General features: G+C 68.3%; 18 protein-coding genes. 16 read left to right on the top strand and 2 right to left on the bottom strand.

Annotated features, from left to right (window positions below; genetic code table 11):
- Positions 1-12: 12 nt before the first annotated feature.
- From FHP29_RS08110 to FHP29_RS08055, 12 genes are all read left to right on the top strand, one after another.
- Positions 13-1,488, top strand: coding sequence for an APC family permease (locus FHP29_RS08110; protein ID WP_139622367.1), 1,476 nt, complete (start codon positions 13-15; stop codon positions 1,486-1,488).
- A gap of 51 nt (positions 1,489-1,539) precedes the next feature.
- Positions 1,540-2,940, top strand: a complete 1,401-nt coding sequence (locus FHP29_RS08105; RefSeq protein WP_139622366.1) for an NAD(P)-binding protein — start codon at positions 1,540-1,542, stop codon at positions 2,938-2,940.
- A gap of 98 nt (positions 2,941-3,038) precedes the next feature.
- Positions 3,039-4,235: a flavin reductase gene (locus FHP29_RS08100; RefSeq protein ID WP_338036842.1), complete on the top strand. Its 1,197-nt coding sequence runs from the start codon at positions 3,039-3,041 to the stop codon at positions 4,233-4,235.
- 209 nt (positions 4,236-4,444) lie between these two features.
- On the top strand, positions 4,445-5,662 hold the full coding sequence (locus FHP29_RS08095; RefSeq protein ID WP_139622364.1) for an acetyl-CoA C-acetyltransferase: 1,218 nt from the start codon (positions 4,445-4,447) through the stop codon (positions 5,660-5,662).
- A complete protein-coding gene (locus FHP29_RS08090; protein WP_240044388.1) occupies positions 5,659-6,426 on the top strand; it encodes an SDR family oxidoreductase in 768 nt (255 codons plus the stop codon). The genes FHP29_RS08095 and FHP29_RS08090 overlap by 4 nt, the downstream gene beginning before the upstream one ends.
- Positions 6,427-6,469: 43 nt before the next feature.
- Positions 6,470-7,288, top strand: a complete 819-nt coding sequence (locus FHP29_RS08085; protein WP_139622362.1) for a maleylpyruvate isomerase N-terminal domain-containing protein — start codon at positions 6,470-6,472, stop codon at positions 7,286-7,288.
- 312 nt (positions 7,289-7,600) lie between these two features.
- Positions 7,601-8,740 (top strand): sugar ABC transporter substrate-binding protein, encoded by a 1,140-nt coding sequence (locus FHP29_RS08080; RefSeq protein WP_158296518.1) that lies wholly within the window; start codon positions 7,601-7,603, stop codon positions 8,738-8,740.
- Complete coding sequence (locus FHP29_RS08075) at positions 8,737-10,284, top strand: sugar ABC transporter ATP-binding protein (RefSeq protein ID WP_205013948.1); 1,548 nt, start codon at positions 8,737-8,739, stop codon at positions 10,282-10,284. Before FHP29_RS08080 ends, FHP29_RS08075 begins: the two co-directional genes overlap by 4 nt.
- Positions 10,285-10,286: 2 nt before the next feature.
- On the top strand, positions 10,287-11,306 hold the full coding sequence (locus FHP29_RS08070; protein ID WP_240044406.1) for an ABC transporter permease: 1,020 nt from the start codon (positions 10,287-10,289) through the stop codon (positions 11,304-11,306).
- A gap of 15 nt (positions 11,307-11,321) precedes the next feature.
- The gene (locus FHP29_RS08065) at positions 11,322-12,440 is read left to right on the top strand and encodes a class II histone deacetylase (RefSeq protein WP_139622359.1); all 1,119 of its coding nucleotides are present in this window, start codon (positions 11,322-11,324) and stop codon (positions 12,438-12,440) included.
- Positions 12,441-12,477: 37 nt separating this feature from the next.
- On the top strand, positions 12,478-13,269 hold the full coding sequence (gene ureA / locus FHP29_RS08060) for an urease subunit gamma (RefSeq protein ID WP_139622358.1): 792 nt from the start codon (positions 12,478-12,480) through the stop codon (positions 13,267-13,269).
- Positions 13,266-14,915 (top strand): urease subunit alpha, encoded by a 1,650-nt coding sequence (locus FHP29_RS08055; protein ID WP_139622357.1) that lies wholly within the window; start codon positions 13,266-13,268, stop codon positions 14,913-14,915. The genes ureA and FHP29_RS08055 overlap by 4 nt, the downstream gene beginning before the upstream one ends.
- Before the next feature lie 61 nt (positions 14,916-14,976).
- Here FHP29_RS08055 and FHP29_RS08050 read toward each other — a convergent pair whose 3' ends face one another.
- On the bottom strand, positions 14,977-16,518 hold the full coding sequence (locus FHP29_RS08050; RefSeq protein WP_139622356.1) for a class I adenylate-forming enzyme family protein: 1,542 nt from the start codon (positions 16,516-16,518) through the stop codon (positions 14,977-14,979).
- A gap of 258 nt (positions 16,519-16,776) precedes the next feature.
- On the opposite strand from FHP29_RS08050, the gene FHP29_RS08045 reads away from it, so the two are divergent.
- Both FHP29_RS08045 and FHP29_RS08040 read left to right on the top strand, forming a co-directional pair.
- The gene (locus FHP29_RS08045) at positions 16,777-17,181 is read left to right on the top strand and encodes a PAS domain-containing protein (RefSeq protein WP_139622355.1); all 405 of its coding nucleotides are present in this window, start codon (positions 16,777-16,779) and stop codon (positions 17,179-17,181) included.
- A gap of 106 nt (positions 17,182-17,287) precedes the next feature.
- Positions 17,288-18,667 carry an LLM class flavin-dependent oxidoreductase gene (locus FHP29_RS08040; RefSeq protein ID WP_139622354.1) on the top strand — a complete coding sequence of 460 codons (1,380 nt, stop codon included), beginning with the start codon at positions 17,288-17,290 and terminating at the stop codon, positions 18,665-18,667.
- Between the two features lie 5 nt (positions 18,668-18,672).
- Here FHP29_RS08040 and FHP29_RS08035 read toward each other — a convergent pair whose 3' ends face one another.
- Positions 18,673-19,353, bottom strand: coding sequence for a TetR/AcrR family transcriptional regulator (locus FHP29_RS08035; protein WP_139622353.1), 681 nt, complete (start codon positions 19,351-19,353; stop codon positions 18,673-18,675).
- A gap of 92 nt (positions 19,354-19,445) precedes the next feature.
- Between FHP29_RS08035 and FHP29_RS08030 the strand changes: the two genes are divergently transcribed.
- Together FHP29_RS08030 and FHP29_RS08025 are read left to right on the top strand one after the other, a co-directional pair.
- Positions 19,446-20,207 (top strand): acyl-CoA thioesterase, encoded by a 762-nt coding sequence (locus FHP29_RS08030; RefSeq protein ID WP_158296517.1) that lies wholly within the window; start codon positions 19,446-19,448, stop codon positions 20,205-20,207.
- 182 nt (positions 20,208-20,389) lie between these two features.
- Positions 20,390-21,733 carry an aldehyde dehydrogenase family protein gene (locus tag FHP29_RS08025; RefSeq protein WP_139622351.1) on the top strand — a complete coding sequence of 448 codons (1,344 nt, stop codon included), beginning with the start codon at positions 20,390-20,392 and terminating at the stop codon, positions 21,731-21,733.
- Positions 21,734-21,762: the final 29 nt, after the last annotated feature.

Genomic DNA, 21,762 nt, shown 5'->3' with positions numbered 1-21,762 from the left:
CGAGGAGTTCTCATGACAACCGGATCCGTCAGCGGCGGTGCGGCGCAGCAGAGCGCCGACACCGCGAGGGGTCGTCTCGCCGGGGGACGGCTGGGGACGCTCCAGATCGTCTTCTTCGTCATTGCGGCCGCATCGCCTCTCACCGTCGTGCTCAGCACCGGCCCCTTCTCGCTCCGCTTCGGCGGGATCGGCGCTCCCGGCGCCATGCTGGCGACCGGAGCGGTGCTGATCCTGTTCGCCTGCGGCTTCACCGCGATGTCGAAGTACGTCAGGGACGCCGGCGCCTTCTACGCCTACGTCGGCGAGGGGCTCGGCCCGCGCCCCGGTGCCGGTACCGCGCTGATGACGATGGCGGCCTACGGGCTGTGCGTCATCGGCTTCATCGGCTACCTCGGCGTCTTCGCCGACCAGTCGGCCACGGACATCCTGCACCTCGACCTGCCCTGGCAGGTCTGGTCGCTCCTCTTCGCCGCGGTCGTCGGCATCGTCGGCTACGGCCAGATCGACGTGGGCGCGAAGGTGCTGGGAGTGCTGCTGACCCTGGAGATCGGCGTCATCGTGGTGCTGCTCGTCGCGGTCCTCTTCCAGGGCGGCGCCGATAGCCCCTCGGTGGCGCCGCTGTCGGTGGACAACGTCTTCTTCGCGGACGGATCCGGGACCCTCTTCCTCCTGGCGTTCGGCGCCTTCATCGGCTTCGAGGGAACGGCCATCTACGCCGAGGAGGCGAAGAGTCCTGAGCGCTCGGTGCCGCGCGCGACGTACCTCGCCGTGGGATTCCTCGCGCTGTTCTACACGCTCAGCTTCTGGGTGGTGGTCTACGGCTACGGGGTCGACGGCGCCCTGGAGGCGGCGCAGAGGGACGACTTCTTGAACATGGTCTTCGCCCAGGCCGACCAGTATGTCGGCGGAGGTCTCGTGACCGCCCTGCGCATCCTCATCGTGACGAGCTTCCTGGCGACCGTCATCGCGTTCCACAACGCGTGCACTCGCTACATGTTCTCGCTGGGTCGCGATGGCATGCTGCCGCGTGCGCTCGGGCGCACGCACCCACGCATGTCCTCGCCACACATCGCGAGCCTCGTGCTGACCACCATCACCTACGTGGTCGTGATCGTGGCCATGATCGCCGGCCTGGACCCCTACCTCCAGCTCGGCACGTGGCTCTACGCCTCCGGGGTGATCGGTGTCGTGGCGGCACAGGCCGTCTGCGCACTCGCGGTCGTGGCCTACTTCCTCCGGGACCGTCGCGGCCACAGTGCCCTGCGGGTCCTGGTGGCACCCGCCCTGGGCCTCGTCGGCCTCGCCATCGCGCTGTACCTGATGATCTCCAACTTCAGCTATCTCAGCGGCTACACCGACCCGCTGCCGAACGCACTCATGATCGGAGCCACGCCAATGTGCTTCGTGATCGGCGCACTCATACGACGGCGCTCGCGGCGGTTCGACGCCGGTCAACATCCGGAGCAGCCCTCGAGTCCTGTCGCGTAGGTCCGTCCGGCCAGCGTCGTCACTCACCACTTCGGAACGGACATCACCACCATGCAGCTTGAGACCGACTACCTCGTCGTGGGAGCCGGCGCGTCCGGCATGGCGTTCGTCGACGCCCTCATCGAGCATTCGGACGCCGACGTGATCATGGTCGATCGTCGGCACAAGCCCGGCGGACACTGGCACGACGCCTACCCCTTCGTACGCCTGCACCAGCCCGCTGCCGCCTACGGCGTCTCGTCGACCATGCTGGGCGGCGACCGCATCGATCTCGCCGGGGTCAACGCCGGCATGTACGAGCTGTCGTCGGCGGCCGAGATCTGCAGCTACTTCTCCGAAGTGATGGACCGGGTGCTGCTGCCCTCGGGCCAGGTGAGGTTCCTCGCCATGTCCGAGTACCGAGAGGTGGCCCCGGGTGATCACCGCATCGTCTCCCTGCTCACCGGCGAGAAGGTGAAGGTCAAGGTCAGGAAGCGGCTGGTCGACGCGACCTTCATCGAGCCCGAGATCCCGGCGACCCGCCGGCCGCCGTATGAGATCGAGCCGGGTGTCCAGGTCGTTCCTCCCAACGACCTCGTCACGCTCGGATCCGTGCCCGCGGGATTCACCGTCCTCGGCGCCGGCAAGACCGCCATGGACGTGTGCACATGGCTGCTCGAGCACGGCGTCCCTCCGGGCTCCATCACGTGGGTCCGCTCCCGCGACGTGTGGTCGGTGAACCGGGAATGGACCCAACCGCTGGATCTCGTGCTCGCCCAGGCGCGATACGGGGCGGCCTGGATGAGGGCCGCGGCCGAGTCGGCCAGCGGTGCAGAGATGGCCTTGCGGCTCGAGGAGGCCGGCCTGTTCCTCCGGGTCGACCGCTCCGTCGCACCCACGGGCTACCGAGGGGCGACCATCAGCCCCGCGGAGATGGACGGCCTGCGCCGGATCGACGACGTCGTGCGCGCCGGGCGGGTCCGGCGCCTGACCGGCGCCGGCATGGAGTTCGAGAACGGTACGCGCGTCGCCCAGCCCGCCGGGAGGATCTACGTCGACTGCACGGCCACCGGCCTGCGGACTATCGACCCCCAGCCCGTGTTCGAGAGCGGGCGGATCACGGTCCAGTACGTGACACCCGGGTTCGCCTGCTGGAGTGCTGCCACGCTCGGCGTGATCGAGGCCCTGCTCGATGACGACGCGCTCAAGGAGCATCTGTCTCTCCCGGTCGTCTACACCGGTCACATCGACGACCTGATGTCGTTCACCAACACCTATCTGGAGAGTGCCGCGCGACGCAATGCGATCCCGGAGCTCCGCTCGTGGTCCCGCGAGACCCGGCTCAACCCGGCTCGAGGCATGAGCGAGCACGTGGGCGATCCCGAGGTGAGCGCAGCCCTGGAGGAGTCGAGGAAGTGGAGGGGGCCGGCGCTGGAGAACCTCGCGCGCCGGACACCGGTCGGAGCGGTCTAGACCCTTTCCGAACTCGGGATCCTTGCGGCGGCACGACACCGGTGCTCTAATGAGAGTGCACTATCAAATCGAAGTGCGCTCGCTTTAGCGCACGCTGAATGGACGGAGGGTCCATGTCGGACCGGACGCAAGGCGGAACCCGGATCGAGGCACGCCACTTCCGCGAGGTGCTGGGCCAGTACCCCACGGGTGTGGTCGTCGTGACCGCGCCGGACACCGCGGGGGAACCGGTCGGCATGACCGTCGGATCGTTCACCTCGGTGTCTCTCGATCCTCCGCTGGTGGCCTTCCTGCCGAGCAAGACGTCCTCTTCGTGGGCCGCCCTGCGGGCGACGGGCGACCGGTTCTGCATCAACGTGCTCCGTGCCGACCAGGAGGATCTGTGCCGTGCGGTCGCGATGCGCAAGAGCGACAAGTTCGCCGGCTTCGAGTGGCACCGATCGCCGGCCGGGAACCCGGTGCTCGAGGACGCGGTCGTGTGGATCGACTGCGTTACCGACCGGATCCACGACGGCGGCGACCACGACATCGTCGTGGGACGCGTGGTGGATCTCGACTTCGGATCGTCCGGCGATCCGCTGCTGTTCTTCCGCGGCGGGTACGGCTCGTTCCGCCCCTCCTCCCTGGTCTCGGGCGACTCGGACCTGCTGTCGCACCTCGGCCTGATCGACCTGGCGCGCCCGCAGATGGAGTCATTGGCCGCCGACCTGGACACCGAGGTGACCGCGATCGCCCTGGTCGGCGACGAGATGATCCTCGCCGCGGCAGCGGGACACACCGACATCGCCGTGTCGCCGACGCGCGTGGGTCAGCGTCTGCCTTTCATGGCACCGATCGGCAGCTGCTTCGCAGCGTGGGGTGACGACGAGCTGTGCGAGAGGTGGATCGCCCGGGTCGCCGACGGGATGGATGCCGCCGAGCTGGCCGCTCTGCGCGGGGTGCCGGAGCTGGTCCGTCAGCGTGGTTACGCGATCGCGGTCGGACACCGGGAGGGCGCCCATCTCGAGTCGGTGGCGACGCGGATCAACGCGGGAGACCCTGGCACGTCCCCGGATGATCTGCGGAAGGCCTTCTTCTCCGCACTCCCCGGCTACAACCGGCCTGAGGATCCGGACGGCGATGTCGAGCTGCGCTCGCTCAGTGCGCCGGTCTTCGGCCCTGACGGCCGTATCGCCTACATGCTGACGCTCTGGGGCAGGCCCGGACTGACCTCGCCTGCCGATATCCGGCAGCGCGCGCAGGCGCTGGTCCAGGCGGCCGCGGCGGCCTCTCGCGTCGTCGCAGACGTGGCATAGCGGTGCTCGGCGCGGTGCGCGTCACACTCGCGCGTGGGCGTTTGACGTAATCGCCACGACCGCCCCCCAAACTCTTCGCGATTCCCCTACGGCGGGCGAGGCCGGTGGCGCCACCCTTGGTCCCGTCCGCATCGCGTCGCCCGTCCGGCGGCGCCGAGCGCCTCCAGAAGCCGGGTACTCACCCGGCCGATCGATCCAAGGAGCATGTCATGCCAGAAGCCGTCATCGTCGCCACCGCCCGCTCGCCGATCGGCCGAGCCTTCAAGGGGTCGTTGAAGGAGATGCGTCCCGACGACCTGACCGTGCAGATGATCGACGCGGCCCTCGCGAAGGTCCCCGAGTTGGACCCGCGCGATGTCGAGGACCTGATGCTCGGCGTGGGGCAGCCCGCCGGCGAGGCGGGCTACAACATCGGACGGGCTGTCGCGGTCCTCGCCGGTATGGACCACCTGCCTGGAGTCACCGTGAACCGGTACTGCTCGGCGAGCCTTCAGACCACCCGGATGGCGCTGCACGCCATCCGGTCGGGTGAGGGCCACGTCTTCATCTCCGGCGGCGTCGAGACCGTGAGCCGTACCTCCAACGGTGGCGCCGACGGCCCTCCCGGCACCGAGAACCCGCTGTTCGCCGAGGCCCAGGCGCGGACCGAGAAGTTCGCGGCAGGTGGGCAGGTCTGGTCGGACCCGACGATCGGCGACGACCTGCCGGACGTCTACATCGCGATGGGGCAGACCGCGGAGAACGTTGCGCAGGTGGCCGGAGTCAGCCGTGCCGACCAGGACGCCTTCGCCGTACGGAGCCAGAACCGGGCCGAGGAGGCCATCGCCAAGGGATTCTGGGCGCGTGAGATCACTCCGGTGACCCTCCCTGACGGAACGATCGTCAACGCCGACGACGGGCCGCGGGCCGGGGTCACGCTGGAGAGCGTCTCGGGGCTGAAGCCGGTCTTCCGGCCCGACGGAACGGTCACGGCCGGCAACTGCTGCCCGCTCAACGACGGCGCGGCGGCGCTGGTGATCATGTCGGACGTCAAGGCCCGGGAGCTCGGACTGACTCCGTTGGCCCGGATCGTCAGCACCGGCGTCAGCGGCCTGTCACCCGAGATCATGGGGCTCGGTCCTGTCGAGGCGTCGCAGCGCGCTCTGGACCTCGCGGGCCTGAGTATGGGCGACATCGACCTGGTCGAGATCAACGAGGCCTTCGCCGCGCAGGTCATCGCGTCCGCACGCGAGCTCGGGATCGACGAGGACCGTCTCAATGTCAATGGAGGCGCGATCGCGGTCGGCCACCCGTTCGGCATGACCGGAGCGCGGATCACCAGCACGCTGATCAACTCGCTGCAATGGCACGACAAGCAGTTCGGCCTGGAGACCATGTGCGTGGGCGGGGGGCAGGGCATGGCCATGGTTCTCGAGCGGCTCTCGTGACGTCATCCGTGCCGGGCTCCCGGGTCGCGATCGTGACGGGCGCTGCGCGAGGAATCGGCGCAGCCGTCGCCCGTCGCCTCGCCGCTGACGGCCTGGCCATCGGCCTCCTCGACCTCGACAGCGCCGCCTGTGAGCCCGTGGTGCAGGACATCCGGGCTGCAGGCGGGCGAGCCATCGCGGTGGGTGCGGACGTGGTCGACGAGGACGTCGTCGAGGCGGCGGTCGCCAGGGTCACGGACGAGCTGGGCGCGCCGACGGTGCTCGTCAACAACGCGGGGATCATCCGCGACCACCTGCTGTTCCGGATGAGCGTCGCCGACTGGGACAGCGTCATGGAGGTGCATCTGCGCGGCGCGTTCCTGATGAGCAGGGCGGTGCAGGGACACATGGTGACGGCCGGCTTCGGCCGGATCGTGAACCTCTCCAGCGGTTCGGCGCTCGGCAACCGTGGGCAGGCGAACTACTCGGCGGCCAAGGCTGGCCTGCAGGGTTTCACCAAGACCCTGGCGCTGGAGCTCGGAAGGTTCGGTGTCACGGCGAACGCCGTGGCCCCGGGCTTCATCGAGACGGAGATGACGGCCGAGACCGCCGAGAGGGTCGGCCTGTCCTTCGAGGACTTCACGGCCCGCGCGGCCGAGGACATCCCCGTCGGCCGGACGGGTCACCCCGACGACATCGCGCACTGCGTGTCCTTCTTCGTCAGTCCGGAGGCCGGATTCGTGTCCGGTCAGGTCCTGTACGCGGCCGGAGGACCTCGAGGATGAGGAGGTTCGATCGGGGGATCGGCCGCAGTACGCAAGGTCGAGCATGAGCGACATCGACGACTTCAGGATCATGTCGGCCAAGCGCGCGACAGCAGTGCTCACCATGGCTGAGCGGTTCGCGCAGCTCGCCTCGAAGGCCGCCGATCCGGATCGGCCGGTGGCCGCGACGCCAGGCTGGTCGATCCTCGACACGCTCGGCCACGTGGCGATGGAGCCGTCGCGCTACCACGCACTTGCCCTGGGCGCCGGGACATGGCCGGCCCGGTCGTCGGAGCTGCCTGACTACAACGCCGAGCAGATTCGCAACCTGCCCACCCGCGACGCCCAGCAACTGGCGGCGATGCTGACGACCGACACCCGTCGGTTCGTGGAGCTCGTCGATTCGTTCCGCGGCGCCCCCCGCCTCATGAACTTCGATGGGAACCAGCGCATCCGCGCCGACCGCTCACTGGGGACTCTCCTCGGAGAGTTCGTCGTCCACGGGTACGACATCGCAGGCACTGTCGGCGAGGACTGGCCGATCGATCCGGCGCACGTCCCGCTGATTCTGCAAGGAACCCACCAGGTCATGCCCGGATGGGTCGATCCGGTCGCGGCGGCGGGACACAGTGCTGTCTACCGGCTCGAGCTCCGCGGTCTGGACGTCAGCCACACCTACCGGTTCCACAACGGAGCCCTGACGGTGGACCCCGACGACCCCGGACCGGTCGACGTCCGGTTCGACGCAGACCCCGTGAGCTGGCTCCTGCTCAGCTACGGCCGTCTCGGCCCCGACGTGCCTGCCCTCGTCGACGGGGTCGCGGCCTCGGGCCCGAGGCCGTGGCTGGCAGACCAGTTCTCGAGTCTCTTCCATTCCGCGTGAATCCGACGTGAGAGCAGGGTGTCCTTCGCTGTCGCCGGCCCGGACGCCGGCTCAGCCGCTGATCGAGCCGGGCTTCGCTCACCGAGCGTTGCGCATTCTGCGACACAGACACGGCAAACGCTGGACTTCCTCTGTTCCCGGCCGGCTGGCGGCCCTCCCACACTGATCGCCACCGCGTGACCTAACTCACGGCTCGGGCGGCACTGCGATCGATTGGACTGGAGTGGCATGACACACATCACCGGTACGCGTGGATGCGCGCCTCGGAAGCCTCGGCATCGGTTGTTGATGGCATCACTGACAGCAGGTCTGGTGTTCCTCTCCGCGTGCGGAGGCTCCGGCGGATCCGGAGGCGGTGGGAAGACCTCTGAGGAGGTCCTCTCAGACGCCACCGCGGCCGTGCGGGCGAACCGTGGGGGCCAGGACGCCCCGCTGCCCGCCAGCGGGCCGGCACCCCAGGCCGGCCAGAACATCTGGGTGGTCTGCTCGACCATGGCAGCCGAGGGCTGCTCGGTGCCTGCAGAGTCAGCCAAGGAGGCTGGTGAGGCCATCGGATGGGACGTCACGATCGTCGACGGCAAGGGCAGCCCTGAGGAGTATGCGAACGGGATCAACTCCGCCATCGCGGCCAAGGCGGACGGGATCATCCTCGCGAACATCGACTGCGTCAACGCGAAGAGCGCCTTGGCGAATGCCAAGCAGGCGGGGGTCAAGACGTTCGCCTTCTACGCCTTCGACTGCGACGACCCGATGCTCGCCTCGGGTGGCGCCCCCTTGTTCGACGCGCAACTGCTATTGGCGGGCGGCATCACCTACCAGGAGTTCAGTGAGGAGCACTACTCCCGCAGCCAGGCCGACTACGCGATCGCCAGTACGGACGGTGAGGCGAAGATCATCGAGTTCACCGAGACCGACATCCTGATCGCGCAGCACCTGAACATGGGCTTCGAGAAGCGCGTCGCCGAGTGTGGCGGGTGCGAGATCGTGAAGAAGGTGCCCTTCACCCTGACCGACCTCGTGACGGGGAAGCTCCAGGGGAAGACCGAGGCGGCGCTGACCCAGAACCCGCAGGCCGATGTGGTCTACGTGCCCTACGACGCAGCGTTGACCGCAGGCATCTCACAGGCCGTGGTGGCCTCAGGGCGCAACGACGATGTGTTGGTCGTCGGGGGTGAGGGCTTGACGCCCAACGTCGGCTTCGTGCAGGACAACAAGGGCCAGGACTTCATTGCTGGCACGCCGGCGCGCTGGGTGGGTTGGGCCGCTATCGACGGCATGAACCGCCTCTTGCAGGGGGAGCCCCAGGTGGACTCCGGGATCGGTTACCAGACGATCGACAGCAAGGGCCCGTTCCCGAGTGAGACGACGTACTACGACGGGAATGTGGACGCGGACGGCAAGCCCAAACAGGACTACGAGGCCAACTACCGCAAGATCTGGGGCATCTCGTGACTGGTGTTGCCGCTGACGTCGACGACGTCGTGCTGTTGACCAGGGGGCTCAGCAAGACCTTCGCCGGCACCACGGTCCTTCGTGATGCAAGCCTGGACGTGCGGCGAGGGGAGGTGCACGCACTGCTGGGCGGCAACGGCTCGGGCAAGTCCACACTCATCAAGTTGCTGGCCGGGGTCTACGACGCCGATCCGGGCGGGACGATCGAGGTCCAAGGCGTCCGCGCGGATGCCGGCGAATGGTCTCCCACGCTGGCTCGGTCCGCTGGGCTGCACTTCGTGCACCAGGATCCGGCTGTCTTCGGTTCGCTGACCGTGGCCGAGAATCTCGCGATCGGTCGCGGCTTCGCCCGAGCGACAGGAGGTCGCATCGACTGGCGCAGGACCCGGCGACACGCGGCCGAGGTGCTGAAGCGGTTCTCCCTGGACATCTCACCCGACTCGCAGGTCTCGACCCTGCGTCCAGCAGAGCGCACGATGCTGGCGATCGCACGGGCACTCCAGGACCAGGACGGTGCTCATGACGGGGTGCTGGTCCTGGACGAGCCGACCGCCTCGCTGCCGGACTGGGAGGTCGACATTCTCCTGGGCGCTCTGCGCAAGTTCGCCGCAGCGGGCCAGACGATCGTGTACGTGAGTCATCGTCTTTCAGAGATCCTCGAGATCGCCGACCGGGTCACCGTGCTGCGGGACGGCGCCCAGGTGGTGACCCGGGAGGTGGCCGGCATGACCGAAGGGCAGTTGGTCGAGCTCATCGCAGGTCGCAGCCTCGACCGGATGATTCCTGCTCGGGTGGGCGATATCGGCAAGGAGCGCGTCTTGTCGGTACGGGGACTTGTCGCCGGCCCGCTCCGGGGAGTGGACCTGGACCTGCATCGGGGGGAGATCCTCGGCATCGCGGGCCTGTTGGGGTCGGGCCGCAGTGGACTGTTGAGGGCACTGTTCGGCGACCTGCCCGCCACGGAGGGAGACATTCGCCTGAACGGGGCTCCTTATGAGCCCTCCAGTCCGGCTGCGGCGATCCGGGCGGGCTTCGGACTGGTGCCGGAGGACCGCGGTGCCGAGGCGTTGTTCGCCTCCCAGTCGGTGCGGGAGAACCTGTCGGCTGCCGTCGTTCCCCGCTACTGGTCAGCGGGTCGACTGCAGCATCGCAGGGAGCGCGCCGATGCTCGGGGTCTGATCGCAGGATTCGGCGTGAAGCCCGCCAGCGACGCCGCTCTGGCGGGGACACTCTCCGGCGGCAACCAGCAGAAGATCGTGCTCGCCAGGTGGCTGCGGCGCGATCCGCTCGTCCTGATGCTGGACGAGCCGACCCAGGGCGTCGATGTCCAGGCGCGGGCAGACATCTACGCCCACGTCCGACGCGCCGTCGAAGCGGGTACTGCCGTCCTGCTCGTCACCTCCGACTTCGAGGAGCTCGCCCTCGCAGCCGACCGGGTCCTGGTCCTGCGGGAGGGACGAGTCTGCGCAGAGGTGACCGGCGCTGACATCGAGCCCCATCGTCTGACCGAGCTCTCATACCTGTCCGAGGAGAACGTGGCGTGACCATGACAACCAATCGTGAAGCGACTGTCGGATCGGTGACCCGGACTACATCGCGCAGAGGGCCCGAACTACTCGCCCAGCTCGAGAAATACGCGCTCGCCGTCCTGTTCGCGGTGCTGTGCCTGTTCTTCACGGTCTACGGGCAGACGGCGGAGACGTTCCCGACACTTGCGAACATCAGGAACGTGCTCGGCAGCCAATCGGTCGTCGCCGTGGCAGCCCTTGCCTCCATCCTTCCCCTCACGTGCGGCAAGTTCGACCTGTCCGTGGGTGCCATGATCGGCCTGTCGTCGATCGTCACTGGTAGCGCGGCTGCGACACACCAACTGCCCCTCGTCACCGCCGTCTGCCTGGGAGTCCTCTCCGGAGCCGTCGTCGGACTGCTGAACGGCTGGCTGGTCGCCTATCGCGACGTGAACGCCCTCATCGCAACTCTCGGCACCTCGACCGTCGTCGCGGGACTGATCAGCCTGTACACGGAGAACCAGGTGTTGACGACGGGGATCCCTGAAGCTCTGACCGACGTCGGGTCGGGGCTGTGGCTGGGGGTTCCGCGCACCCTGTGGGCGCTTGTCCTCATCTCGGCGCTGGTCTACTACCTGCTCCGTCACACGCCCTACGGGCGCTACCTCGCGTCCGTGGGCTCGAGCCCGACGTCAGCACGCCTGGTGGGACTCGACGTATCCCGCATGGTCCTCTCCAGCTTCGTGCTCTCCGGTGCGCTGTGCGGCATCGCGGGTGTGTTGTTGCTGGCCCGTGCCGGAACGGCCAATCCGCTGGTCGGTCCGGGATTCACCCTTCCCGCCTTGTCCGCTGCGTTCCTGGGAGCTACCGCGATCAAGCCTGGAACCTTCAACGTCGTCGGCACGCTCCTCGGAGTCCTCTTCGTGGCCTTCAGCGTCAACGGCCTGGTTCTCGCCGGCGCGGCGGACTGGGTCGAGCCCACCTTCAACGGCGTCGCACTCCTCGTGGCCGTCGCCGTGTCCCCCGCAATCTCCCAACGACGCGCAGGCAAGGCGTAGGGGAAAGGAACACCGATGACACGACGCACCGGATTCGTCTGGCACGAGAAGTACGCATGGTTCGACCTGGGTCAGGACGCGGGCCTCGTCCACCCGGACGGCTTGAGCATCCAACCCGATCGGCATGTCTATGACCATGAGGTCGTACGGCGGTTCCGCAGCCTGCTCGAAGTGAGCGGCCTCCTCGACCAGTTGACCCGGGTCGCCGCACGCAAGGCGTCGGAGGCCGAGCTCGGTCGCGTCCACCCCGAGGCGTTCATCCAGACGGTCAAGGACCTCTCCGACCTGCCCATGGGTGGGGAGGCCGGCGTCTTCGCCCCCGTTCCCCGTGGCGCCTACGAGATCGCCTCTCTCGCTGCGGGCGGAGCCATCGCTGCGGTCGACGCGGTCGTCGGGGGCGAGGTGGACAACGCCTACGCCCTGCTGCGCCCTGCGGGGCATCACGCCGAGCCGGATCGTTCGATGGGCTTCTGCATCTTCTCCAACGCGGCGATCGCTGCTCGGCATGTTCTGGAACAGGGTGGGCTGGACCGGGTCGCTCTCGTCGACTGGGACGTGCATCACGGCAATGGCACTCAGGCCGCTCTGTACGACGAGCCTCGGGCGCTCACCATCTCGATTCACCAGGACCGCCTCTTCCCGCCAGACGACGGCTTCGTGGACCAGGTCGGTCAGGGTGCGGCGGCAGGAACGAACCTGAACATTCCGCTGCCTGCCGGCTGCTCGGCTGCGGCGTACAACGAGGTCTTCGACACGATCGTGCTTCCCGCGCTGGACAGGTTCCGTCCCGACCTCATCGTCGTTCCCTGTGGGTTCGATGCCGGTCACATGGACCCCATGGGCAGGATGCTCATGCATTCGAGCGGGTATCGGGAGCTCACGCAGAAGCTGCTGCTGGCCGCAGACCAGTTGTGTGACGGGCGATTGGTGTTCCTGCATGAGGGTGGCTATTCCCGCTGGACTGTGCCCTACTACGGGCTCGCCGTGCTCGAGGAGCTGTCCGGCATCGCGACGGAGGTCGTCGACCCCTACCTCGGCTATGCGACCACGGAGGGGCTCGGTCTGCTGCCCCACCAGGCTGCCGCGATCGAGGTCGCTGCGAGGAACGTGAGCCGGGTGCCCCAGCACGGTTGACGGAACACGCCACGATGTCGCCCACGAAGAAGCCCCGATGCACCTGACGCCGACAGAGAACGACCACCTCCAGATCTTCCTCGTCGCCGAGCTCGCGCGCCGCAGGCTGCAGCGCGGCGTTCTGCTCAACGCCCCGGAGGCCACGGCGATCGTCGCCGACGCGGTGGTCGAAGCCGCCAGGGACGGCCTCAGACACACGGAGGCGCTGGTCGCCGGCAGACACGCGCTCTCCCGCGCCCAGTTGCTGCCCGGTGTTCCGGAGACCGTGGGCGCGGTGGCCGTGGAGGCGACCTTCGACGACGGGACTCGCCTCGTCATCGTGACGGAACCGTTCGGCCCCGCCGGCTCATCCCCTCCCGATCCGACGCTGAGCGCAGCAGAGGCGGGCAGGTTGCCTCCCGGCACGGTGCTACGAGGCGAGGTGGCCGCCATCGCATCCCGGGGCGCCGCGTTCGATCCGGCGAGTGTCGTCAGACTCGTGGTGACCAACACGGGAGCCGTGCCGATCACCGTCACCTCCCATTTCCACTTCTTCGAGGTCAATCCGTTGCTGCGCTTTGATCGTGCATCCGCCTACGGACGGCGGCTGGCGTTGGCGGGCGGATCCAACATCCGCTTCGACCCAGGTGTAGCGAATTGTGTCGATCTCGTACCCATCGGGGGCGATCGTGTGGTCGTGGGCTTCTCCGGATATGTCGACGGTCGGCTCGACGACCCTGCCGTGCGCGACGCGGCGTTCCGTCGTGCCCGACAGGCCGGCGTCCTCGGGACGTCCGGCGTTCCGGATACGACCGGTTGGCCCACCGGCGACGAAGCAGCCCAGTCATGACCCGATTCCATCAAGGCGATCGGGTGGTGCTGGGCGACAGCGGACTGGTCGTCGAGGTCGAGCACGACGCGGAGAAGCCCACCGAAGAGTTCACCGTGGGCTTCGCTCAGACCGCGAGGGACGGGCTCCACCTCAAGGCAGCGAGCGCGGCGGAGACGTGTGACATAGCCATCGTCAATGCGCTTGTCCTGGATCCCGAACTCGGCGTCGTGCGCACCTCGATCGGCGTCCGGGCAGGGCGCATCTCGGCCATCGGCCGCGCCGGCAATCCCGACACACTCGACGGCGTCGATGTCGTGGTCGGAACCGGCACGACCATCGTCGACGCCGACGGCATGCTGCTCACCGCCGGGGTGATCGACACCCACGTCCACCTCCTGACACCGCGCGTCCTGGAGGAGGCACTCTCCAGCGGCGTGACGACGGTCATCTGTCAGGAGTTCGGACGCGTGTGGGGAGTCGGCGTGAACTCGCCGTGGGCTCTGCGCGCGGCGCAGTCGGCGTTCGACGACTGGCCGGTCAATGTCGGAATCCTCGGCCGTGGGTCGTCCTCCACGCCGCACGCGCTGGTGGAAGCAGTCGTCGAGGGCGGGGTCTGCGGATTCAAGGTCCACGAGGACCTGGGCGCTCATCCCCGCGCCCTGGACACCGCTCTCAAGGTCGCCGACGAGTACGACGTCCAGGTCGCGCTGCACACCGACGGGCTCAACGAGTCAGGCTCGGTCGCCGACACGTTGGCCGTGATCGGTGGACGGACCGTGCACGCCTTCCACGTCGAAGGCTGCGGTGGCGGACACGTCCCGGACGTGCTGCGGCTCGCTGGCATCTCCAACGTGATCGCGTCCTCGACCAACCCCACCCTCCCCTTCGGCCGGGATGCGATCGCAGAGCACGTGCCCATGATCTTGGCGGTGCACGGTCATTCGGACGACATGGCCGATGCGACGCGACGAGCACGCGACCGGATCCGCGCCTCCACCATGGCGGCCGAGGACGTCCTCCACGACCTCGGTGTCATCCCCATCACCTCCTCCGACGCACTCGGCATGGGCAGGGCCGGAGAGACGGTTCGGCGTACGTTCGCCCTCGCGGGCAAGATGAAGGCCGAGCGAGGGGCCGAGCACGAGCGGCACGACAACGCCCGCGTGCTGCGCTACCTAGCCAAGCTCACCACGAATCCTGCGATCGCCCACGGCCTGAGCCACGACATCGGCCGCGTCGCGCCCGGTCTCCGAGCCGACCTCGTCCTGTGGTCACCCGCCCGCTTCGGGACGACTCCCGAGATGGTCCTGAAGTCCGGGTTCCCCGCCTGGGGCACGACGGGTGATCCCAACGCCTCGATCCCGCTCGCCGAACCCATCGTCCTCGGGCCCCACCTGGGCGGCCACGGAGCCGCCGCCATGGAGCTCTCCGTCCTCTATGTGAGCCAGGCCAGCATCGACTCCGGCAAGGACACGGCACCGACCCGGAGACTCCGCGTCGCCGTGCGGGACACCCGCACCGTCGACCTGTCCGCGATGGTTCGCCACGGACGCACAGGCGTGGTCGAGGTCGACCCCGACACGACCTCGGTCACCTTCGATGGTCACGCCCTGTCGAGTCGACCGGCCGACAAGGTCGCGCTCTCGCGGCTCTACTACCTGTGAAGGTCACTACCTGACGTCCCGACCTGCTGTGGCCCTGACGGGCGCCCGCTGCCGGTCGCTTCTAGGCGGTCGCCTTCGTGCTGTCGCCGCGGCGCGGCCTGATGCCGTGCCGTGCGACGTCGTCGATCTCGATCGCGCGCTTGAGGATCTTGCCCGTCGAGCCCTTCGGGAGGGCGTCGCAGAGGTGGTAGACGCGCGGGACCTTGTACGAAGCGAGTCGCTCACCGAGCCAGGTGCGCACCTCGGCCACGTTGAGGTCGTGACCCGGTTCGAGGACCAGGACGGCGGCGACCTCCTCGCCCAGCCGTTCATCGGGAATGCCGATCACCGCGCACTCCACCACGGCCGGGTGGCGGTAGAGGACGCCCTCGACCTCAGCGGGATAGACGTTGTAGCCCCCGCGGAGGATCAGCTCCTTGAGCCGGCCGACGATCCACAGGTCGCCGTCGTCGTCCATCCGGCCGAGATCGCCGGTGAGGAACCACGGGCCTCTGCGTACGGCGGCGGTGGCGTCCGGCCGGTTCCAGTACTCCCGCATGACGTTGGGGCCCTGGACGGCGACCTCGCCGATCTCACCGGCGGGCACCGGCTGACGATCCACCCCGAGGATGGCGAGCCGGCAACCGGGGACGGCGCGACCGACGCTGCCCTCCTTGGGCTCCTCGCCGAGGGGCTGGCCAGTGGCGGCTCCGGTCGTCTCGCTCAGCCCGTAGCCGTCCAGCACGCGTGCCCCGAACCGGGTCTCGAACTCGACCCTGACGGAGTGGGGAAGCGGCGCGCCGCCTGTCAGGAAGTAGCGCAGGTCGGGAAGGTCGTCGGCCGTGATGGGCGTGTCGGCATGAAGCATCTCGTTCCACATCGTCGGCACGCCGGCCATCATGGTCAGTCGGTGGGAGACGGCCATGTCGAGCATCTGCGCGGCATCGAACGGTCGAAGCAGCGACAGCGCAGCACCGGCGTGCTGGACGGAGGCCATCACCGAGGCCTGCCCGAAGACGTGGAAGAGCGGAAGCGCCGTGCCCACCCGGTCCTTCGGCTCGAGTCCCTGGACCTGCGACAAGGATCGGCCGCACGCCAGGAGGTTGCCGTGCGTCAGGACCGCGCCCTTGGGCCTCCCGGTGGTTCCGGACGTGTAGAGCAGGACGGCGGCATCGACCGGATCCGCCTCCACATAGGTCATCGCGTCGTCGACCGCCGCCCCAGCCGCCACGAGCGAGTCGGGCTCGACGATCCAGTTCGGCCGGTCGGACGACGGTGAGGCGAGAAGGGTGTCTCGAGTGTCAGGGCAACCGACCGCGAGAACGCACTCGGCGTCGGATTGGAAGTAGTCGACCTCGCGGGGCGTGCACAGGGTGTTGACCGTGACGGCGACAGCGCCGAGCGCCAGCACCCCGTGGTAGACGAAGACGAACTCCGCGCTTGTCGGGAGCATGATGAGGACGCGGTCGCCGCGGGTCACGCCGCGATCAGCCAGTTCACGCGCGGCGTTGCGCGCGTGGGCCCGCAGCTCGCCGTAGCTCCAAGAGCGCCGGTCGACCCGCAGGGCGACGTGGTCGGGCACCGCGTCTGCATGGCGCCAGATGTTCTGCACCGCATTGACCATGTGAACTCTCCTCCGTCGCGCGAAGCCACATCCCTGAGATGTCTGCGGGACCGGTGGCAGACGTGATCCTGGGAGGCTCCGCGAGCACCCGCCATAGAGAGTGCGCAGCCTTTCGGTGACGGACGTTGTGTTATCGCCAAGGGTTCATCTGTGGCCGCGCGGAGTCAAGGAGATGGGTTCGAAGTTGGTACTCGTCAGCAGGTCCGGGCAGATGCTGGACTGCTCCCAGTCCCGTCGACCCCACCGAGGAGCCTCCCTATGAACGCACCCGACTTCGAGCGCCTCTTCAACGCCATTCCGGCCAACTACCTCGTCCTCGACCTCGACTGGAACATCGTGGCGATCACCGACACCGCGTTGGGCGAGCGAGCTCGTGACGAGGTCGTCGGGCGGAGCCAGTTCGAGGTGTTCCCGGACAATCCCGACGACCCGGATGCCGCGGGCACGGCGGCCATGCGCGCGGCCCTCGAGCGGGTGCTGGAGGAGAGAGCCGGCCACGTGATGCCGGTGACTCGCTACGACATCGCGGACGCCGACGGGGTCTTCCAGATGCACTACTGGCAACCCGTCAACCAGCCGGTGTTCGACGGGACCGGCGAGATCACCCACGTCATTCACGGCGTCGAGGACGTCACCGCGACAGTCGGCGCGAAGGGCGCTTGATCCAGGAAGGACTCCTCGGTCGACGCTTCCGCTTTGCTCGCTGACATGAGAAACTGAGAGTGCACTTCGATCGAAGTGAAGCGTCTCGACAGTTCAGGAGTCACGAGTGAGCAAGCGCATCGCCCTCAACGCCTTCAACATGACCGCGGCGGGGCACCAGAGCTCGGGCCTGTGGCGACACCCCCAGAGCCAGGCCCATCGCTACAAGGACCTGGACCACTGGCTGGACCTGGCCCGCACGCTCGAGCGAGGACGCTTCGACTCGATCTTCCTCGCCGACGTGCTGGGGCCGTACGACGTCTACGAGGGCTCGGTCGATCCGGCGCTGCGCAACGGGATGCAGATCCCCGCGAACGACCCGTTCCAGTACGTCTCGGCGATGGCGTCGGTGACCGAGCGGCTGGGCTTCGCGCTGACTGCGTCGGCCACGTTCGAGCACCCGTACCCGCTGGCGCGCCGCTTCAGCACCTTGGACCACCTGACCAAGGGAAGAGTCGGCTGGAACGTGGTGACCTCCTATCTCCCCAGCGCCTCGCGGAACTTCGGGTCGCAGCCGCTGCCGCACGACGAGCGCTACGAGATGGCCGAGGAGTTCATGTCGGTCATGTACCAGCTGTGGGAGGGATCGTGGGACGACGACGCCGTCGAGCTCGACCGCGAGCGCGGTGTCTTCGTCAACCCGGACAAGGTCCACCCCATTCGCCACAAGGGCCGCTACTTCGAGGTGGACGGCTTCAACATGTCCGAGCCCTCGCCACAGAAGACGCCCGTGATCTTCCAGGCGGGCGCCTCGTCCAGGGGCCGTGCCTTCGCCGCCGAGCACGGTGAGGGACTGTTCGTCAACGTGCTCAACTCCGGGCTCAGCAGGGTGATCACGAAGGACATCCGCGACCAGGTCGAGGCCGCGGGCCGCAAGCGGGACGACGTCAAGATCTACACGATCCTCACCGCTGTCGTCGCAGACTCCGACGCGGAGGCCGAACGCCGATACCAGGAGTACCAGGAGTTCGCCTCTCCTGAAGGGGCCATGGCACTGTTCGGCGGCTTCTCCGGCGTCGACCTCTCGCGCTTCGACCCGGACAGCCCGTTGGCCGCCGGCGACACGAACGCCATCCAGACGGTCCTCGACCTGTTCACCAAGCTCGACCCGTCGCGGAAGTGGACGCCCGCCGACATCGGCGCCCACATGAGCATCGGCGGAGTGGAGCCTGTTCTGGTCGGCAGCGCCGAGACTGTCGCTGACGAGATCGAGCGGTGGATCGACGAGGGCGATCTCGACGGGATCAACCTGTCCTATGCGGTCACGCCCCACGACATCGAGGCGTTCGTCGACACGGTCGTGCCCGAGCTGCAGAAGCGCGGACGCGTCTGGAAGGACTACGAGGGCGAGACCCTGCGGGAGTACATCGCCGGGCCCGGGAACAAGCGGCTGTCGGCCACCCACCCGGGCGCGCGGGCGGCGCGATCCGGTGTCACGCCGGCTTGATCGGCTCAGATCGACGCCAGCTGCTCGAGCCACTTCCCCTTGGGCAGGATCTGGAGCGGACGCAGCAGCGCCTCGAGGCGGTGCGCCAGCCGATCCGGCAGCTTCGCCGACGAGAGGCCGCGAGCGTGGGAGCGGAGCACCTCGTGGACGTAGAGCGCATGACAGTTCTGCACGATGATCGCCGGGTCGATGCCGGCGAATGCCCGCGCGGCCTGGGCCTGGGCGACGATCGCCTCGAGGAGCTCGAACCATCGGTCCGCGTAGGTGAGCCCGCTCTGGGCCACGTCGGTGTGGGCGCCGAACGACTCCTTCACATAGGTGAAGGCCAGGTCCGGATACCGCACGTAGAGGTCGGCGAACATCCGGTAGCAGGCCAGGATGCGGTCGACGTAGGCCCCGGCGTCGCGGGAGGGCGTCGTATGGTTCTCAGCCTCCTGCGCGGCGCAGGCGTCGATGACCCGCTCGAACTCCTCGCCGTAGACCATCAGGAACAGGTCGAGCTTCGAGGGGAAGTAGCGGAACAGCGTCGCCTCCCCGACGTCGGCGCGAGCGGCGATCTCCTTGGTCGTCACGGCGTCGTAGCCGCGGTCCCACATCAGATCGCGGGCTGCGGCGCGCATCCGCGCCATCGCTTCCCGCTTCTTGCGCTCCCGCAGACCCAGCTGCGGGGGAGTGTCCGATGCCACGCGCACCTCTCCTTCGGTCTGCGCGGCAGTCTAGAGGAGCACCTCCGGGGAGGTGGGGAGTGATGGAGTGGCCGCTGCGAGGAGATGGATCGGTGATCCGATGCGAGGTCCAGCTCCGATGGGCCGACGTCGACGAGCTGGGGCACGTCAACAACGTCGCGTACGCCGCCTACTTCGAGGACGCGCACCACCGTCTCCTCAATGCCCGTGCCGACGCGGTCGGCGAGCATCCGTGGGCGGTTCGACGTCAGGAGATCAGCTACCTGAGTCCGCTGATGTTCGGCACCGGCTCGACCGTCGCGACCCGCGCCTGGCTCGACGCGACCCAGGGCGAGCCGGTGGTCCTGGCCGAGCTCTTCGAGGACGCTCCCGGCGAGCAGCGTGTGCTTGCCCGATCGAGGGTCGTCCTCGGGCCCTCACCTGGGCAGGGACGCGGTCGGGCACCAGCTCTGGATCCGAACCTGGTCGAGCGGGCCCACCACTCGGCGGCCGCCGTACGCTTCGCCGACCTGTCTCCGCAGGGCGTGGTTGCCGACACGGCGGTCTTCGAGTACCTGCAGGAGGCGCGGATCGCATTGATGGCGCAGATGGATCTCGAGCCCACCTCCACCGTGGTGGCTCACAAGGACGTCGACTTCCACCGGCCGGACCTCGCGCAGTCGGTGGCGCTGGACGTGTGGAGCTGGGTGTCCCGCATCGGCAATCGGTCGATGACCATCGACTCCGTCGTGGCGCACGGGGACACGGCCTTCGCTCGGGGGAGTTCCACCCTGGTGTTCTTCGATGCCCGCACCCAGCGATCGGTGACACCATCGCCAACGGTGACGCAGGCCCTTCGCTCACGACAGCTCTGACCGCTCGGGCAGCACGGCGACAAATCTCGCCGAGACCCTTGCCGCCGCTCCCCCTCCGATCTAGAGTGAGAGTGCACTTTCAGTTGAGGGCGTACGATCGTGTCCGCGACGACCTCGACGCCCCCGCCGCAGCGCGACTCGCTGGCATCAGCGGCCCTCGGCCCTCACGAACGGAGAGATGGATGTCTGAGCAGCGCTATGCCGTGGTCGACCCCGCGACGGGCGAGGAGGTCCGCGCCTATCCGACGGCCACCGACGACGAGGTGATGGTGGCCGTGGCGAACGCGGCCGAGGCCTACGAGACGTGGGCGCGCGACGCCGCCGTCAGCGACCGGGCGAAGTGCACGCAGCGCGCGGCAGAGCTCCACGCGGAGCGGCGGGACGAGCTCGCGGCCATCATCAGCCGCGAGATGGGCAAGCCACTCGACCAGGCGCTCATGGAGGTCGACTTCAGCGCCAGCATCTTCGCCTACTACGCGGCGAACGCAGAGGCCTTCCTCGCCGACGAGGAGATCCCGGTGCAGTGGGGCGGCGGATCCGCGCTCATCCAGCGGCAGCCGCTCGGGGTGCTGCTCGGCATCATGCCGTGGAACTTCCCCGTCTACCAGGTCGCCCGCTTCGCCGCGCCGAACCTGGTGGCCGGCAACACGATCGTCCTCAAGCACGCCCCCCAGTGCCCGGAGTCCGCCGCCGCGCTGGCCGCGCTCTTCGCCGACGCCGGCTTCCCGGCCGGGGCGTACAACAACATCTACGCGACGAACGCCCAGATCGAGGCCGTGATCGCCGACCGCCGCGTCCAGGGCGTGTCGCTGACCGGATCGGAGCGGGCGGGCGCGGCAGTCGCGGAGATCGCCGGCCGGCACCTGAAGAAGGTCGTCCTCGAGCTCGGTGGCTCCGACCCGTTCATCGTGCTCAGCAGCGACGACCTGGACGCCACGGTCGAGGCCGCGGTGATCGCTCGCGTCGGGAACGCCGGGCAGGCGTGCAACGCGGGCAAGCGGATGATCGTCCACGAGGACCTGTACGACGAGTTCGTGGCGAAGTTCAGTGCCCGGATGACGGCGATACCTGCGGCGCCGCTGTCCTCCCTGGCTGCGGCGGAGCGGCTGGAGCAGCAGGTGTCGCAAGCTGTCGCTGACGGCGCGACGCTCGCCGGCGCCGAGGAGCAGGGAGGCGCCTGGTTCGCCCCCGGTGTGCTCACGGGCGTCGAGGGCAGCAACATCGCCCGGGACGAGCTCTTCGGACCGGTCGCCATGGTGTTCAAGGTCCACGACGAGGCAGAGGCGATCCGTGTCGCCAATGACACCGACTACGGACTCGGCTCGTACATCTTCACGACCGACCCCGAGCAGGCACGCAGGGTGGCGAGCCGGCTGGAGACCGGCATGGTCTTCATCAACGGCGTCAACGCGATGGGACCCGAGATGCCCTTCGGTGGTGTGAAGCGATCGGGCTTCGGCCGTGAGCTCGGCCGTCTCGGCATCGAGGAGTTCCTCAACAAGAAGATGGTCAGGATCGTCCGTTGATCGTTCGGAACGCCGACTGACCGCATGAC

Source organism: Nocardioides albidus (assembly GCF_006335005.1).
GTDB lineage: Bacteria > Actinomycetota > Actinomycetes > Propionibacteriales > Nocardioidaceae > Nocardioides > Nocardioides albidus.
Note: the sequence above shows the minus strand (reverse complement) of the source record. Positions and strands in the feature narration are given on the sequence as shown.